General features: G+C 72.6%; 20 protein-coding genes. 8 read left to right on the top strand and 12 right to left on the bottom strand.

The features are described from left to right. Positions 1–96 precede the first annotated feature (96 nt). The 3 genes from KG102_RS17780 to KG102_RS17770 are packed head-to-tail and all read left to right on the top strand — an operon-like array spanning position 97 to position 1353. A complete protein-coding gene (locus KG102_RS17780; RefSeq protein ID WP_208214812.1) occupies positions 97–441 on the top strand; it encodes an ArsR/SmtB family transcription factor in 345 nt (114 codons plus the stop codon). Continuing rightward, positions 428–901: an SRPBCC domain-containing protein gene (locus tag KG102_RS17775; protein ID WP_208214813.1), complete on the top strand. Its 474-nt coding sequence runs from the start codon at positions 428–430 to the stop codon at positions 899–901. Before KG102_RS17780 ends, KG102_RS17775 begins: the two co-directional genes overlap by 14 nt. After that, positions 898–1353, top strand: a complete 456-nt coding sequence (locus KG102_RS17770) for an SRPBCC family protein (protein ID WP_208214814.1) — start codon at positions 898–900, stop codon at positions 1351–1353. The genes KG102_RS17775 and KG102_RS17770 overlap by 4 nt, the downstream gene beginning before the upstream one ends. On the opposite strand, the gene KG102_RS17765 is transcribed toward KG102_RS17770, so the two are convergent. From KG102_RS17765 to KG102_RS17755, 3 genes are read right to left on the bottom strand one after another with little or no spacing between them, the layout of a single operon-like run. Next, positions 1350–1640, bottom strand: coding sequence for a DUF4287 domain-containing protein (locus KG102_RS17765; RefSeq protein WP_208214815.1), 291 nt, complete (start codon positions 1638–1640; stop codon positions 1350–1352). The two genes, KG102_RS17770 and KG102_RS17765, sit on opposite strands and share 4 nt — an antisense overlap. Positions 1641–1648: 8 nt before the next feature. Beyond that, positions 1649–2047 carry a VOC family protein gene (locus tag KG102_RS17760; protein WP_208214816.1) on the bottom strand — a complete coding sequence of 133 codons (399 nt, stop codon included), beginning with the start codon at positions 2045–2047 and terminating at the stop codon, positions 1649–1651. A gap of 10 nt (positions 2048–2057) precedes the next feature. Beyond that, positions 2058–2870 carry an alpha/beta fold hydrolase gene (locus tag KG102_RS17755; RefSeq protein WP_208214817.1) on the bottom strand — a complete coding sequence of 271 codons (813 nt, stop codon included), beginning with the start codon at positions 2868–2870 and terminating at the stop codon, positions 2058–2060. Between the two features lie 38 nt (positions 2871–2908). Between KG102_RS17755 and KG102_RS17750 the strand changes: the two genes are divergently transcribed. Next, a complete protein-coding gene (locus KG102_RS17750) occupies positions 2909–3853 on the top strand; it encodes a sigma-70 family RNA polymerase sigma factor (RefSeq protein WP_208214818.1) in 945 nt (314 codons plus the stop codon). A 51-nt stretch (positions 3854–3904) separates the two neighbouring features. Here KG102_RS17750 and KG102_RS17745 read toward each other — a convergent pair whose 3' ends face one another. From KG102_RS17745 to KG102_RS17735, 3 genes are all read right to left on the bottom strand, one after another. Then, a complete protein-coding gene (locus tag KG102_RS17745) occupies positions 3905–4948 on the bottom strand; it encodes a lytic polysaccharide monooxygenase (RefSeq protein WP_208214819.1) in 1044 nt (347 codons plus the stop codon). A gap of 171 nt (positions 4949–5119) precedes the next feature. Continuing rightward, complete coding sequence (locus tag KG102_RS17740) at positions 5120–5953, bottom strand: alpha/beta fold hydrolase (protein WP_208290198.1); 834 nt, start codon at positions 5951–5953, stop codon at positions 5120–5122. Between the two features lie 29 nt (positions 5954–5982). Next, a complete protein-coding gene (locus KG102_RS17735; protein ID WP_208290199.1) occupies positions 5983–6699 on the bottom strand; it encodes an alpha/beta fold hydrolase in 717 nt (238 codons plus the stop codon). A gap of 189 nt (positions 6700–6888) precedes the next feature. Here KG102_RS17735 and KG102_RS17730 point away from each other — a divergent pair, with 189 nt between their 5' ends. Together KG102_RS17730 and KG102_RS17725 are read left to right on the top strand one after the other, a co-directional pair. Next, positions 6889–7620: a helix-turn-helix domain-containing protein gene (locus tag KG102_RS17730; RefSeq protein ID WP_208214822.1), complete on the top strand. Its 732-nt coding sequence runs from the start codon at positions 6889–6891 to the stop codon at positions 7618–7620. A gap of 59 nt (positions 7621–7679) precedes the next feature. Beyond that, positions 7680–8792 carry an AI-2E family transporter gene (locus KG102_RS17725; RefSeq protein ID WP_208290200.1) on the top strand — a complete coding sequence of 371 codons (1113 nt, stop codon included), beginning with the start codon at positions 7680–7682 and terminating at the stop codon, positions 8790–8792. Here KG102_RS17725 and KG102_RS17720 read toward each other — a convergent pair. From KG102_RS17720 to KG102_RS17710, 3 genes are all read right to left on the bottom strand, one after another. Then, positions 8782–9966 carry an MFS transporter gene (locus KG102_RS17720; RefSeq protein WP_208290201.1) on the bottom strand — a complete coding sequence of 395 codons (1185 nt, stop codon included), beginning with the start codon at positions 9964–9966 and terminating at the stop codon, positions 8782–8784. The genes KG102_RS17725 and KG102_RS17720 overlap by 11 nt on opposite strands. A gap of 83 nt (positions 9967–10049) precedes the next feature. Next, positions 10050–10517, bottom strand: a complete 468-nt coding sequence (locus KG102_RS17715; RefSeq protein ID WP_208290202.1) for an SRPBCC family protein — start codon at positions 10515–10517, stop codon at positions 10050–10052. Further along, a complete protein-coding gene (locus KG102_RS17710) occupies positions 10514–10849 on the bottom strand; it encodes an ArsR/SmtB family transcription factor (protein ID WP_243885003.1) in 336 nt (111 codons plus the stop codon). The genes KG102_RS17715 and KG102_RS17710 overlap by 4 nt, the downstream gene beginning before the upstream one ends. Before the next feature lie 58 nt (positions 10850–10907). On the opposite strand from KG102_RS17710, the gene KG102_RS17705 reads away from it, so the two are divergent. After that, positions 10908–11240 (top strand): hypothetical protein, encoded by a 333-nt coding sequence (locus KG102_RS17705; RefSeq protein WP_208290204.1) that lies wholly within the window; start codon positions 10908–10910, stop codon positions 11238–11240. Here KG102_RS17705 and KG102_RS17700 read toward each other — a convergent pair. Then, the gene (locus KG102_RS17700; RefSeq protein WP_249667388.1) at positions 11237–11773 is read right to left on the bottom strand and encodes an NUDIX hydrolase; all 537 of its coding nucleotides are present in this window, start codon (positions 11771–11773) and stop codon (positions 11237–11239) included. The two genes, KG102_RS17705 and KG102_RS17700, sit on opposite strands and share 4 nt — an antisense overlap. 60 nt (positions 11774–11833) lie before the next feature. Here KG102_RS17700 and KG102_RS17695 point away from each other — a divergent pair, with 60 nt between their 5' ends. Next, positions 11834–12808 (top strand): diacylglycerol/lipid kinase family protein, encoded by a 975-nt coding sequence (locus KG102_RS17695; protein ID WP_208290206.1) that lies wholly within the window; start codon positions 11834–11836, stop codon positions 12806–12808. Here KG102_RS17695 and KG102_RS17690 read toward each other — a convergent pair. Together KG102_RS17690 and KG102_RS17685 are read right to left on the bottom strand one after the other, a co-directional pair. Then, on the bottom strand, positions 12805–13692 hold the full coding sequence (locus KG102_RS17690) for a universal stress protein (RefSeq protein ID WP_208214830.1): 888 nt from the start codon (positions 13690–13692) through the stop codon (positions 12805–12807). The two genes, KG102_RS17695 and KG102_RS17690, sit on opposite strands and share 4 nt — an antisense overlap. Next, on the bottom strand, positions 13689–15149 hold the full coding sequence (locus tag KG102_RS17685; protein ID WP_208290207.1) for an APC family permease: 1461 nt from the start codon (positions 15147–15149) through the stop codon (positions 13689–13691). The genes KG102_RS17690 and KG102_RS17685 overlap by 4 nt, the downstream gene beginning before the upstream one ends. Between the last annotated feature and the right edge of the window lie 46 nt (positions 15150–15195).

Here is a 15195-nt window from a genome sequence, read left to right as displayed (position 1 = left end):
GCGAGCGTATCCACGGCGTCGCGGATGTGCTTGACGGCGGGGTGCTGAGGCGGCCAGTATCAAACCTGTTGGTTGTACAACCGAGGGGTTTCATTGATGGATCCGCTGAGCACGACGTTCGCCGCCCTGGCGGATCCGACCCGCCGCGCGATCCTGGCCCGGCTGACGGAGGGCGAGGCGACGGTCGCCGAGCTGGCGGAGCCGTTCGACATCACGACCCAGGCGGTCTCCAAGCACCTGCGCGTCCTGGAGGAGGCCGGCCTGATCACGCGGGGGCGGCGGGCGCAGTGGCGGCCCAGCCGGCTCCGCGAGGACGCGCTGGACGACGCCACGGACTGGCTCGAGCACCACCGGGCGGCGTTCCGGCACCGCTTCGACGCACTGGACCGCGAGATCGCCGCGCTGCGGCGGGACGAAGGGAACAGCGATGGGAACCACTGAGCTGATCGTGGAGCCGGGCCGGCAGGACGTCGTCGTCGTGCACGATTTCGAGGTGCCGCCCGAGGTCGCGTTCCGCGCCTACACCGACCCGGAGCTCATGCCGCGATGGAAGGGCTCCGAGCGCTTCGCGGTCGTCGTCGAGGAGTACGACCTGCGCGTCGGCGGTCGCTGGCGGCTCCTCATGACGCGCGGTGACGGGGTCGAGTACCCGATGCGGGGGGTCTTCCACGAGGTCAGCCCACCACACCGGCTCGTGTCGACGTTCGAGTTCGAGCCGGGCGGCCCGGGCGCGCTGCAGCTGCTCGTCGAGACCTTCGAGCCCGCGCCGACCGGGTGCCGCCTCACCTCGGTGTCGCTGTTCGCGTCGGTCGAGGACCGGGACAGATGGGTCCCCTCCGGTGGCCTGGAGTCGGGTACCCGCGCGTCGATGGAGGCACTCGACCGGGCGGTGGCGTCGTGACCGATCTCGAGGTGCAGCGGGCGTTCGACGCCCCGGCAGCGGCGCTCTGGGCAGCCTGGACCGAGTCCGACGCGGTGCGCGCGTGGTGGGGGCCCCAGGGCTTCACCTGTCCGGTCGCGCGGATGGACGTGCGCGTGGGCGGGGTGTCGCTGGTCGCCATGCGCACCCCCGACGGGGTGGACCTGTGGAACACCTGGACCTACACGCGGATCGACCCCGGTGAGCGGCTCGAGTTCCGGTTCGGCTTCAGTGACGCCGACGGTCGCTCGGTCGACCCGCAGGACGCCGGCTTCCCACCCGGCATCCCGCGCGAGGTCCCCCACGTGGTCACCGTGCGCGACGGGCTCATGACCGTGATCGAGCGCGGCTACGCCGACGACGAGACCGCGCAGCTGTCCCGGACGGGGCTGGAGTCCTCGCTGGACAAGCTGGCCGCGGCACTGACGTCCTAGCTGGGCTTCGTCGCCTTGCCGTCCAGCCAGAGCGTGTCACTGTCGTCGCGGTGCACCCCGTCGGTGCCGACGTGCTTGGTGCTGATCGTCGGTCCCTTCGTGATGACGTGCCACAGCGCCATGGCGTGCCCGCGGCCGACCCCGTAGTCCTCCTGCAGCCACGTCACGACGCCGGCCGCCTTGGCCCCGGGGGCGTCGAGACCCTTCTCGTGCGCGATCTCCACCAGCTGCCGCGGGGTGAGGCCGGTCTTGTCCTCGATCGTGTCGAGGTACGCCTGGAACGTCATGGTTCTCCTCAGTCGGTGGTGGTCAGGTAGGCCGCGATCTCGGCCGGGGTGTGGCGCAGCAGGCAGAACTCGTTGCCCTCGGGGTCGGCGAGCACCGCCCAGGGCGCGTCGCCCTGGCCGATGTCGACGCGGACGGACCCGAGCCCGAGCAGCCGCGCCAGCTCGGTGTCGTAGTCGGACCCGTCCGGCGGGCGCAGGTCGGCGTGCAGCCGGTTCTTCACGGTCTTGGCGTCCTCGACCCGGTTGAACAGCCAGTTGGTCGACCCGCCGGTGGGCGAGCCGATCGCGACCTCGGCACCGTCCGGCGACCGCCAGACCTCCTGCCACCCGAGCGCCTGCCCCCACCATGCGGCGAGGGTGCCGGGGTCGGCGCTGTCGATCGTGAGGTGGCCGACGACGGGTGTCATCCGCCCGACGCTAGAGCACCTCGCGCAGCCGGACAACGAACTCCTCGGGCTGTTCGGCGAACCCGATGTGGTCCCCGGGGAACAACACCGGCTCGATCCCCAGCAGCGACGCGAGCGCGCGCGAGGTCCGGTCGCAGAGCTGGCCCGTGGACTCCTCGCCGATGCCGACGACGATCCGCGTGGGAGCAGCGGTCAGCGCGGCGACGTCCGGCCGGAACCGCACGGTGTCCCGGATCATGTGCACGAACTGGAAGTGCTCGTCGGCGCCGTCCTGCCCCTCGCGCGGCGTGCCGAAGAACATCTCGAACGCCTCCTCGGGCATGTGGATGTTCCCGATCTCCATGAACTGCCGCCACGCCGCGCGGGTGTCGCCGGACAGGTAGGTCGCGATCATCCGCTCGGTGCGCTCGTACAGGTCGGCGTGGTCGGGCACCAGCTCGTCCAGCGGGGGCTCGTGCGCGATCGCGGTGTGCACGAGGTCCGGGTGCGCCTCGACGAGGGCCAGCACGGCGACGGCGCCGCCGCTCGAGCCGAGCACCGCGGCGGGGCCTCGGTCCGCGTGCCGCAGGAGCGCGGCCAGGTCGGACGCGCGCTCGACGGGCGTCGAGTCGCGATCCGGGTGGTCGACCGTGCTCCGGTTGATGCCGCGCGGGTCGGTGGTCAGGACGGTGTGGTCGGAGGCCAGCAGGTCGGCCAGGGGAGCGAACGCGGTGGCATCCATCGGGGCGCCGACGAGGGCGACCAGGGGGCCGGATCCGCGCAGCTCGTAGTGCAGCCGTGCGCCGGGGACGTCGAGGGTGGTGGCGGTGGTGAGTGTGGTCATGCGGGTAGGACTTGCGCCGCGGGGCAGAATCATCGGACATGACCGAGATCGACGAGATCCGCGCTCAGGACTTCTCCCAGCTCGTCGCTCCGCTGCGCGGGGAGCTGCACGCGCACTGCTACCGGATGCTCGGCTCGGTGCACGACGCCGACGACGCCCTCCAGGACGCGCTCCTGCGTGCCTGGCGTGCGCTCGACGGCTTCGAGGGGCGCAGCACGCTGCGGTCGTGGCTGTACCGCATCGCCACCAACTCGTGCCTGGACCAGATCGGCCGCCGCGGTCGCCGCGCGATGCCGGTGGACCTCGGGCCGTCGAGCGACCACGCGGTCGTCGGCGACGTCCCGCTGACGGACGTCGCCTGGCTCAGCCCCTACCCGGACGCGCGGTACGAGCAGCGCGAGGCGGTCGAGCTCGCGTTCGTCGCCGCGCTGCAGCACCTGCCCGGCAACCAGCGCGCGGCGCTCCTGCTGTTCGAGGTGCTCGGCTTCAGCGCCGCCGAGATCGCGACCTGGATGGACACGTCGACGGCGTCGGTGAACAGCGCCCTGCAGCGCGCGCGGGCGACGGTGGCTGAGAAGGTGCCGCCGCGCGACGAGCACCCGGCCGCCGACGCGCGGGCCCGGGAGGCCGTGGCGGCCTACGCCTCGGCGCTCGAGCAGGGCGACGTGGAGCTCCTGCTGTCGCTGCTGACCGAGGACGTCACCTGGTCGATGCCTCCGCTGCCGCACTGGTACCGCGGGCGGTCCGCGGTGGCCGAGTTCGCGACGACGATCGCGTTCGCGTGCGGCTCCTGGCGGCACGTGCCGACGAGCGCCAACGGGCACCCGGCCGTGGCGTCGTACCTGCGCAGACCCGACGACGACGTGCACCGGGCCTGGTCGCTCGACGTGCTCACGCTGCGCGGGGACCTGGTCGCGGAGCTCACCGCCTTCATCGGCGTGGAGCACTTCGAGGCGTTCGGCCTGCCGGACACGCTGCCCTGACCACGACGCCCGCCGCCCCGGACCGGGACGGCGGGCGCCTGTGGTGATGGGTCAGTGCGTGCCGCAGGTCGCGGTCAGGTTGGTCCCGCTGCCGTTGGCGATGAAGCCGGCGGTCGCGGTCCCGCCCGCAGGTACGGCGCTGTTCCACGCAGCGCTGGTGATGGTGTTGGCACCCGACAGGGAGCCGTTCCACGCCTGGGTGATGGTCGCCCCGGCGATGGCGGTGTGCCAGCCGGTCAGCGGGGCAGAGCCGGCCTTGACGGTGACCTCACCGACGAAGGAGCCGTTCCAGCTGTTGACCACCTTCACGGTCGCCGTGCAGGAGCCGGCAGGGGTGGTCGGCCCGGGCGTGGTCGGCTCCGGGTCGGGGGTGGTCGGCTCGGGGTCGGGGGTGGTCGGCTCCGGGTCGGGAGTGGTCGGGTCGGGGTCCGGGACGCCGCCGATGTTGATGTCGCTGCACAGGTAGTACGGCTGGTCCAGGTGGCTCGCCTGCCAGATGGTGAACAGGACGGCTCGGCCGCTGCGGCCCGAGAGGTTCACGTCCGTCTGGTACAGACCCGTGGTGCCGTAGCGACCCGTCTCCTTGACCAGGTTCAGGTCGTCCCAGCCGAGCGCCTCGGTGGTCGGGTCGAAGCCCGGCTTCGAGACGTAGATGCGCAGGTAGTCGGCACCGTGCTTGGCGCTGTCGGTCAGCGTGAGGGTGAAGGACGTCGGGACGGTCTTGGCCACCCAGGGTCCGGGCTTGTCGAGCGCGTCGTAGCGCGGCGAGAACGTCCGCCCGCCGGAGCAGAGCTGGCCGTTCGGGATGACGGCCTCGTGCCGGCCGCCGACGTTCTCCCGGTACAGCCCGTTCCAGTTCCACATGGCGTTGGGGTCGGCCTGCCAGGCCTGCCAGCACATGGGGTCCTTCTGCGCCATGGTCGGGTCGAGGTGGTTGCTGCCCCAGCGCTCCCAACAGCCGTAGTTGCGGGTGGGCGGGTCGGTGACCGACCCGTGCGCGGAAGCGGGCTGGGAGGCGACGATCGCGGCCGCCATCGCCATGAGCACCACGAGGAGCGCGGTGATCAGAGTGCGAGGTCGTGCTCGGACAGACATAGGGTCCCCTTCTCGAAGACGTCGACGTTGACCCCCCGGGAGCACCCCCTCGCCGGGCGACCGTGTCGCTGACGGGGTGGCGGGGGCGTCCGTCCACCCTCACCACGCGACCGCGGGCTGACCAGGCACCGAAGCGATTCACCCCCGCGCCACGACGACTTTCGAGACGTCCTACGTGCGCAGCAGCCAGTCGAGTGCGTCGGTCGCGGCACCCAGCACCGACACGTGCCCCTCGCCGGGGCGCAGCCACAGCTCGGCGGACCCGATCCGGTCCGCCAACCAGCGGCCGTGGGCGGGCGGCACCACGCGGTCGGCGTCGCCGTGCACCAGCAGCACGGGCGCGACCACGTCCGCCGGGTCGAAGCCCCACGGCGCCACGTACGCGAGGTCGTCGTCGACCATGCCGCCGATGCCGGCCGCCGCGGCCTCCCCGGCGATCCGGCCGAGCCAGCCCCATGCGCCGGCGAGCGCCGCGTGGTCGGCCGGCGTGAACATCTCGGGGTCGAACTCGCTCGCGGCCAGCACACGTTCGAGGGCGGCCCTGCCGGCCACCGCGGCCCGGAGCTCGGCCGTGCCGGACCGGTTGATGCCCGCGAACCAGTCGAGCCCGTCCGCACCGAACGGCGCCTGGGCCGACCCGCTGACGGCGGCGACGACCCGGTCGGGGAGCAGCGCCGCGCAGGCCAGCGCGTGCGGCCCGCCGCCGGAGTGGCCCAGCACCGCGAAACGCTCGATGCGCAGGGCGTCGGCGATCGCGGCGACGTCGCCGGCCGCCGAGGCGACGTCCCGGCCGGGGTGCGGCGTCGACCCGCCGTACCCGGGGCGGTCGTAGGACACCCAGCGGATCCCTCGCTCGGCGCTCGCGGGCAGCAGGGGCTCCGGCGGGGTGCCGACGTTCGGGGTGCCGTGGTGCCAGAACACGGTGAGGCGTTCGTCGTCGACCGGGACGTCGTACGCGCGAAGCGTGCGGCCGTCGGGCCGCTCGACGAGCGCGGGGGTGATCACCGGTCGAGCGTAGGGCGCACCCCCGTCCGTCACCCCGCCGCGTCGATCGCCTGCTGGATGAGGGCGGTGACCTCGTCGGGGTGGCTGATCATCGCGACGTGCGAGCTCTCGATCTCGACCGTGGTCGCGCCTGCCCGCAGCGCCATCGCACGCTCCGCCGCGGGCGGGATCACGCGGTCCGACGACGCGACCAGGTACCAGGCCGGGAGCGACTTCCAGGCGGGCGGCCCCGACGGCTCCCCGAGGGTGGCCAGCGCGGCCGGCCGCTGCGAGAGGGCCATGATCGCGCCCTCCTCCGGCGGCAGGTCCTGGCAGAACACCTGCGGGAAGATCTCCGGCTTCAGGTAGCCGTCGGCGTTGCCGTCGCCCGCGTCGGGGAACGGCCGCAGCAGGATGACCTGCGTGAGGTCCGGCGGCGGTCCGTCGCTGCCGAGCGCGGTGGCCGCCCCGGCCGCCTCACCCTCCTCGAGCGCGAAACCGGCGATGTAGACGAGGGCCGTGACGTTGTCGGCGCCGACGGCCGCGTTCGTGATGACCGCGCCGCCGTAGGAGTGCCCGACCAGGACGACCGGGCCCTCGATCGTCGCGAGGAACGCGCGGATGTACGCCGCATCACCGGACAGCGAGCGCAGCGGGTTGGCGGGGGCGTACGTCTGGTACCCGGCGGCGGTCAGGCGGCTGATCACGCCGGACCAGCCCGAGGCGTCGGCAAAGGCACCGTGGACGAGGACGACGGTGGGGCTCATGGTCGGTTCTCCTTCGGAGCAGGCGGCGGGTCACGCCAGTCTCGAAGCGGCTGCCGAGGGCGGATGGCCGTCGCGTGCACGGTTCTGGCCGGTCGCTGCACGATGCGCGCAGTCCTGGACCCCTGTCGGCGCGCAGGCCCCGCGCCCTACGGTGGGCTGGTCCGTGCAGCCCGACCTGCGAGGTCTCTCATGAGCCTTGTCCTGCGCCACGACGAGGACCCGGCGGTCTTCCTCGCGGTGCAGGTCTCGGGCTCCACGATGGTCGCGCAGGGGGGCAGCCAGGCGGTCCTGCGCCCGGGCGACATGACGGTCTACGAGAGCACCCGGCCGTACACCGTGCTGAACACCCACCCCAGCGAGCTCTACTGCTTCGGGGTCGCCCGCGACGAGCTCGCCCTGCCGGCTCCGACGATCGAGGCCGTCGCCGGGCGGCGCATCGGCCCGGACAACAACCCGCTCGCTGCCGTCGTCGCCGCCTACTTCGGCACGCTCGCGACGACAGCCGCTCTCGAGCACCCCACGGCCGTGGCGCTCACCCGGCCGAGCGTCGACCTGGTGCGCGCCCTGGTCGCCACGCACGTCGCCGCACCGCGGAGCGGGTCGCTCGTCGTCCGCGTCGAGGCGTACGTGCGCGCGCACCTGGCCGACCGCGACCTGTCGGCGGCGACCATCGCGGCGGCGCACCACGTGTCGGTCCGGCACCTGTACGCCGAGCTCGCACGGGCGGGCGTCGTGCTCGGGGCGACCATCCGGGAGCAGCGCCTCCAGGAGTGCCGCCGAGAGCTGCGCGACCCCGCGTCGGCACACCTGACGGTGGGGGTCGTCGGCGCCCGCTGGGGCTTCGCGGACGCCTCGCACTTCGGTCGGGCCTTCCGGGAGACCTACGGCATGACGCCCCGCGAGTGGCGCGTTGCGGGCTGAGCCGCCGCGCTATGTTGCCAAGACCCGCCCGGCCGTCGTCGAAGGGAGCCCCTGCGCCCATGGCATCGCCGCAGGGGCTCGCGCCCCCGACCCGGACGCTGTTGTTCCTCGCGTCCGCGGTCATCGTCGTCGCAGGCCTGCACGCCGCGCGCGAGGTGCTCGCGCCGCTGTTCCTGGCCACCGTCCTGGTCATCATCGTGCACCCGCTCCGGCACCCGCTGGAGCGTCGCGGGTGGCCGCGTCCGGCCGCCACCACGGTCGTCATCGCGGTGGTCTACCTGATCCTGCTCGTCCTCGTCGCCATGCTCGTGTTCGCGGGCATGCAGTTCGCGGGGCTCGTCCAGACGTACGTCTCGGAGCTGCAGGACGCCATCGGCGGTCTCAGCCGGTGGCTCGCCTCGCTCGGCCTCGACCGGTCGGCCGTCCGGACGGCGACCGATGCGCTCCAGCCGTCACAGCTGCTCGGGGTCGCGACCAGTGTCAGCGGGACGGTCGTGGGCGTCGCGAGCACCCTGTTCGTCGTCGTCGCGTACGTCATCTTCGTGTCGGTGGACGCCGCCCGCTACGACGAGGCCGACGACCGGTTCAGCTCCACGCACGGCGACGTGCTCGCCCGGGCCACCGCCGTCAACATCGGGGTGCGGCGGTACTTCGTGGTCAGCGCGTCGTTCGGTGCGGTGGTGGCGGTCATCGACGGGCTCGCCCTGTGGGCGCTCGGCGTCCCCGCGCCCGCGGTCTGGGCGATCCTCGCGTTCGTCACCAACTTCATCCCGAACATCGGGTTCGTGATCGGTGTCGTCCCACCGGCGCTGCTCGCGCTCGTCGTGGGCGGCTGGCCCCTGGCGCTCGCCGTGATCGCCGTCTACAGCGCGGTGAACGTGGTGCTGCAGGTGCTGGTGCAGCCGAAGTTCGTCGCCGACGCCGTGAACATCACGCTCACGCTCAGCTTCGTGTCCGTGATCTTCTGGACGTTCGTCATCGGCCCGCTCGGGGCGATCCTCGCCGTGCCGCTGACCCTGCTGGCGCGGGCCGTGCTCCTGCCCGGGGGCCCCGACTCGGCCTGGTACCTGTGGCTGTCGGGGGAGGACCCGCCGCTGCGGGTGCCACCGCCCGAACCGCCGGTCGTCGCCGACGAGGCGGCGCCGGAGGCGGACGGGACGACTACCGCGTGAGCGCCGGGAACGACCGCCGCGCGACGAGCACCGTCGCCAGGCTCCCGGCGGCGAGCGCCGCGCCGACGTAGGGCAGCGCACCCAGGCCGGGTCCGACGAGGACGACGGCACCGACGGCGGCCCCGCCCCCGATCCCGATGTTCGCGGTCGTGTTCACCAGGGCGCCGATGATGTCGGGGGAGGCGCCGCGGGTGCGGAGGGCGGCGGTCTGGAAGATGGAGGCCATCGCGCCGAACGCCCCGCACCAGGCGGCCGCTGCGACCAGGACGCCCAGGCGCGACGGGAATGCGGCTCCGAGCGCGAGCATCCCCAGCAGCATCACCGCGTGCACGCCGAGCGTGCCGCGCCGGGGCTGCCGGTCGAGCGAGGCCGCGGCGAACGCGGTCCCCACCAGCCCGAGGACGCCCAGGCTCAGCAGGACGGGGCCGACGGCGGACTCACGCAGCCCGGTGGCCAGCAGCATCACCGACACGTACGTGTAGACGGTGTAGTGCGCCAGGTAGGTGAGCGCGTTGGTCGCCGTCACCGCACCGAGCCGCTGTCGGCGCACGGTCCTCGTCTGGTCGGCGGGCGGGGCGTCGTCGGAGGACACCGCGGGGAGCAGGACGGCGACCAGGACGGTGGACACCGCGCAGACGGCCGCCAGCACCAGGAACGCGTTGCGCCAGCCGACGGCGGCGCCCAGCGTGGTGGACAGCGGTACGCCGAGCACCATTCCCGCGGTCGCCCCGCCGGTGACCAGGGCGAGCGCCCGGCCGGTGACCTGCGGCAGCACCAGGCGTGCGCCGTAGCCGATGCTGAGCGAGAAGAACAGGGCGTGCGCGATGCCGCCGAGGGCGCGCCCGGCGGCGACGAGCGTGAACGAGGGCGCGATCGCGACGAGGGCGTTGCTGAGCGTGTAGGCGGACAGCGTCACCAGGAGCAGGCCCTTGCGCGGGAGCCGACGGGTGCCGACCGTCAGCGGGATCGCGAGGGCCGCCACCATGAACGCGTAGACGGTGACCAGCAGTCCGGTGACCGACTCGGTGACGTCCAGGTCGGCACTGATCTGCGGCAGCAGCCCGACGGGCACCAGCTCGGTGGTGAGCGCGACGAAGGTCGCCAGCGTGAGGGCGGCCAGACCGCCGGCGGCGTCGCGCACGGACCCGGGTTGCCAGCCGGCCACGTCCGTCACAGGCGCCGCTGCCGCTGCGCGGGGACGTGCACGAGCTCCGGCATGTCGCACAGCCTCGTGCCCGCCCCCGCGGACCGGCAACGTCAATCGCCGGTCGCGACCGACTTCAGGTACGCCTCGATGCGGTTGAGCGCACCCACCCAGACCTCCTGGCTGAAGAAGTCGCGCACCTCGACGGCCGGGAAGCCGCTCTGCACGACGGTCACCAGAGTGCCGCCGTCGACGGCGTCGAACGTGACCTCGATGTGCGTCGTCATGGTCATGCCGTCGGGGGTGCTGCCCGTGGACTCGGTCACCAGCCGGTGCGGCCGGTCGATGACCTGGAACGTCTGGACCTCGCGGAACAGCGTGTCGCGGTCCGGCCCCCACACGGCGGTCTGCTGGCCGCCGACGCGCAGGTCGACCTCGATCTCCACGATGCCGGGCTCCTCGTCGAGGATCGAGAACCAGATCTTCTGCTTCTCCGCGTCGGTATAGGCGTCGAAGACCTCCTCCGGGCTGGCGGGCAGGATGCGCGTCATGCGCAGGTCGAGCGAGGTGTCGGTGGTCATCGGTCCGCGCCTTTCTGCAGGGTGAAGTAGGCCTCGAGACCGTCGAGCCGACGCTCCCAGAGCCGCTGGTAGAAGGAGATCCACGCCATCGCGTCCTCCAGTCGCTCCTCGCCGAGCCGGCACTGCCGGGACCGGCCGACCTTCTCGGTGCGGACCAGGCCGACGTCCTCGAGGATCCGCACGTGCTTCGTCATGCCGGTGAGGGTCATGCCGTGCGGCTCGGCGAGCTGCCCGATGGTGGCGGGTTCCTCTCCGAGCCGGGTGAGGATGTCGCGCCGGGTCGAGTCGGCGAGCGCCGAGTAGACCCGGTCGAGAACTTCATGCTGAACCATGTGGTTCACCATAGGACACTGAACCGCTTGGTGCAATGACGGCCCGTAGACTGGGGGTGTGCGAGCAATCAGGGGAAAGATCGCTGTCGTCGCGGCACTCGTGCTGGCGCTGGCGCTGGCCCTGACCGCGCTGGTGGGGCTCGGTGGGCAGCCGCAGCAGGAGCCGCAGGACGGACCGTGGGCGATCCAGCTCACCGACCCCGCGGGTGACTGGGCGTCGTGCTTCGACGACCCGCTGGTGACACCGCCCACCACCTCGGGCTCCACCGTGACCGCCGTGTTCGTGGCCGAGGCCACCGAGGCCGACGTCGACCGGGTGACCGACTGCCTCGCCGACGTCATGACCGGCGGGTCGATCCAGGTGGGTACGGTCGCCCCGGCCGGCGCCTAGCCCTCGAGCTCCGCCAGCACGGTCCGCAGCCGCAGCGCGAAGTCCTCGGGCGTGCGCTCGGGCAGCGCGTCGACGTCGAACCACGCCACCTGCTCGCTCTCGACGCTGACCACGGGCACCGAGGATGCGGGGGCGTACGCGACGAACCCGACGTCCCAGTGCGTCCGGCACCGGCCGAACGCCGCGGACAGGTCGTGCCGGTTGAGATCGGCCGGCTGTATCCCGCCCGGAGTCAGGTCGAGGATGCCGCCCTCCTCGCGCGCTTCGCGGTACGCGGCCGCGGACAGGGACGCGTCGCCGGGCTCCAGGTGCCCGCCCAGCTGCACCCAGAACTGCCCCTTGCGGTGGAAGCAGAGCAGGACGCGGGAGCGGTCCGGCGTCAGCACGAAGCAGCTCGCGGTCAGGTGTGCGGGTGCCAGGGACCGATCGGTGGCCGCGGGTCCCGATGCGACGACGAACGCACGGTATTCGGCCAACAGCGACGCCTGGGCCGGGTCGCGCGGGGTCCAGGCGTCGAGCACGTCGGTGATCACCGCGACAGCGTACGGCGCCCTGAGTGGCCGGTGCGCGAGCCGAGGGACATACTCGCGAGCGTGACGACCCCCCATGACGCGACCGCCGAGCCCGCTGCCGAGCAGAGGGAGGACCGCGGTCCGCTGCGCACGGCGGTGATCGTCAACCCGAATCGCGTCGATGGGCTCGACGAGCTGCGCGCGAGCATCACAGAGCAGCTCACCGACGCCGGCTGGCCCGAGCCGGCCTGGCTCGAGACGACCGCCGAGGACCCCGGCACCGGGCAGGCGCGGAAGGCCGTCGAGGACGGCGCCGAGGTGGTGTTCGTCGCCGGCGGTGACGGCACGGTCCGCGCGTGCATCGACGGCCTGGCGGGCACCCAGACGGCGCTCGCGATCCTGCCGGGTGGCACGGGGAACCTGCTGGCGACGAACCTCGGCGTGCCGACGAACACGATCGACGGTGTGCAGCTCGCGCTGGACCGCGGCCGCCGCGTGATGGACCTGGGCGAGGTCGAGGGCAAGACCTTCGCGGTCATGGCCGGCATGGGCCTGGACGCCGCGATGGTCGACGACGCCCCCACCAAGCTCAAGGCCAAGCTCGGCTCGGTCGCGTACGTCTTCTCCGCGCTGAAGCACCTCCGCGACCCCCAGATGAAGGTCGAGGTGCAGATCGACGACCACCCGGTCCTGCGCCGCCGCGCCCGCACGGTGCTCGTCGGCAACGTCGGTCGCCTGCAGGGCGGGGTCAACCTCCTGCCGGACGCCGAGCCCGACAACGGCGAGATGGACATCGCAGTCCTGGCTCCCCGCAACCTCGGCCACTGGATCCAGACGGCGTTCGCGGTCCTGCGGCCCGGCAAGAACAGGGTGCCCAACATGGAGGTGCTGCGGGGCTCCCGGATCACGGTGACCAGCGACCGGCCGCAGCCCCGCCAGCTCGACGGTGACGTCATCGAGCCCTCGAAGACCCTCGCGGTGACGGTCCGCCCGGACAGCCTCTGGGTGTGCGTGTACCAGCCGGACTCCTCGGAGGACCTGACCGAGGGCTCCTAGGTCAGGTCGTCGCGCGGCACCACGAGCACCGGCACCGGCGAGTGCCGGATGATCTTCGTCGCCCCGGTGCCGAGGAAAACCCGCCGCAGCATCCCCCCGCTCGACGAGCTCAGCACGAGGAGCTCGTTGGGCAGCCAGTCGACCGAGGTCAGCACCTCCGACCAGCTCGCCCCCGACGCGACGACGAACTCCACGTCGTCGTCGAGGAGATCCCCCATCGACGCGCGGAGCGCCCCCTGGGTCTCCACCATCTGCGCGCGCCACTGCTCGGTGACCTCGGACTCGATGTCCGTGCCGATCTCCGGCGGGTACATCGTCGCGGAGCGGACCCCGAACGACGCGACGCGCAGCCGCACGTCGATCTCCCGGGTGAGGCGCGCGGCCCAGCGGACCGCGGACGCGGCCAGGTTCGAGCCGCTGAACGAGCACGTGAGGCGGTGCGCGGTGACGTCGTCCGTGCTCGGCGCGCACTGGTACGACCGGGGGGCGATCGCGAGCGGGACGGGCGAGGAGTGCAGGAGGTAGTCGGCGGTGGAGCCGACCACGACGCGGCCGTCAGGGCCGTCGGGCGACGACCCCAGAACCAGCGCCGTCGCCCTGCGCTCCTCCGCCAGGACCGCCAGCGCGCGGGGGGTGGACCGGTCCGACAGCCGGACGAACTCCACGGTGAGCTCGTCCGCCCGGCCCTCGAGGACGCCGCGGGCGGCCGCCTCGACCTCGGTCAAGCGAGGCGCGGACCGCACGGTCCAGCCGGGCGGGATCACGGTCGCCACCACCAGGACGGTGGTGCCGGAGGTGGCGGGCAGCGTGTGCGCGAGCGTGACGCCCAGGTCGATCGCTCCGCGGATGTCCCCGAAGGGGTTGGCGCCGACGACGATGGTCATCGCATCTCCTCCCGGTCGAGCGTGCCCGCCTCGACGGCGCGCTGCAGGCGCGAGTGCTTGCGGCCCCACAGGAAGTAGAACGTGAGGACCACGCCGAGCCAGAGCAGGAACCAGGCGTAGGTGTACCAGGGCAGGCCGGACAGGATGTAGAGGCAGGCCGCGACGGCGAGCACCGGGGTGACCGGGTAGCCGGGCACCTTGAAGGCGCGGGGCAGGTCCGGCCGGGTGCGGCGCAGGATGATGACCCCGATCGACACCACCATGAACGCGATCAGGGTGCCGATGGAGACCAGGTCCCACAGGTAGTCGAGCGGGACGAACGCGGCGAGCAGGCCGACCACGACCGCGACGACGACGGTGTTGTTCACGGGCGTGTGGGTGCGGGCGTTGACCCGCGCGAACGTCTGCGGCAGCAGCCCGTCACGACCGATCGCGAACAGGATGCGCGTCTGCCCGTACATGGTCACCAGCGTCACCGAGAAGATCGACACGACGGCACCCGCGGACAGGACCGTGCCCGGCCAGGTCGAGCCGACGACGTCCTCCAGGATCTTCGCCAGCCCGGCCTCGCTCTGGGCCGCGTCGCCGAACGCCTGCCACGGCTGCGTCCCGAGCGCCGAGACCGCGACGAGGACGTAGATCGTGGTGACGATCGCCAGGGCGCCGAGGATGGCGCGCGGCATGGTCCGCTGCGGGTCCCGGACCTCGTTGCCGGCGGTGGAGATCGCATCCAGGCCGATGAACGTGAAGAAGATGGTTCCCGCGGCCGCCGTGATCCCGGTGATGCCGTTCGGCGCGAAGTCGGCGAAGTTGTCGGCGTGGAAGCCCGTGAACGCGATCGCGACGAACATCAGCAGCACGGCGAGCTTGATCACGACCATGACGGCGTTGGCGGTCGCGGACTCGGCTGCGCCCCTGATCAGCAGGATCGCGCACATCAGGACCAGGATCAGCGCCGGCAGGTTGACGAAGCCCGGCTCGGCGTCCCACGGGGCCGCAGACAGGGCCGTCGGGATCTGCCAGCCGATCAGGTTGTGCAGCAGCTGGTTGAGGTAGTCGCTCCAGCCGACCGCCACGGCGGCGGTCGAGACGCCGTACTCGAGCAGCAGGCAGGCGGCCACCCCCATCGCGATCAGCTCGCCGAGGGTCGCGTAGGCGTAGGAGTACGTCGATCCCGACACGGGGACCGCCGACGCCATCTCGGCGTAGGACAGCGCCGACAGACCCGCCGCCAGGCCGGCGAGCAGGAACGAGATGACGACCGCCGGACCGGCGTCGGGGACCGCCTCGTGCATGACGAAGAACACGCCCGTGCCGACGGTCGCGCCGACGCCGAACATCATCAGCGTGAACGTGCCGATGGACCGCTGGAGGCCCTCGCTCGACGTCGCGGTTGCGGGGGTGATCGGCTTCTTGCGCCAGATCTGCGCCGACAGGGACGTCTGCGGAGTCGTCATGGGGGCCTCTCCGAGGGGCCGCGCCGCGGCGGGCCGTCCCCTTGTG

The sequence above is a fragment of the Cellulomonas fengjieae genome (genome assembly GCF_018388465.1).
GTDB lineage: Bacteria > Actinomycetota > Actinomycetes > Actinomycetales > Cellulomonadaceae > Cellulomonas > Cellulomonas fengjieae.
This window is presented reverse-complemented; position numbering and strand designations above follow the sequence as displayed.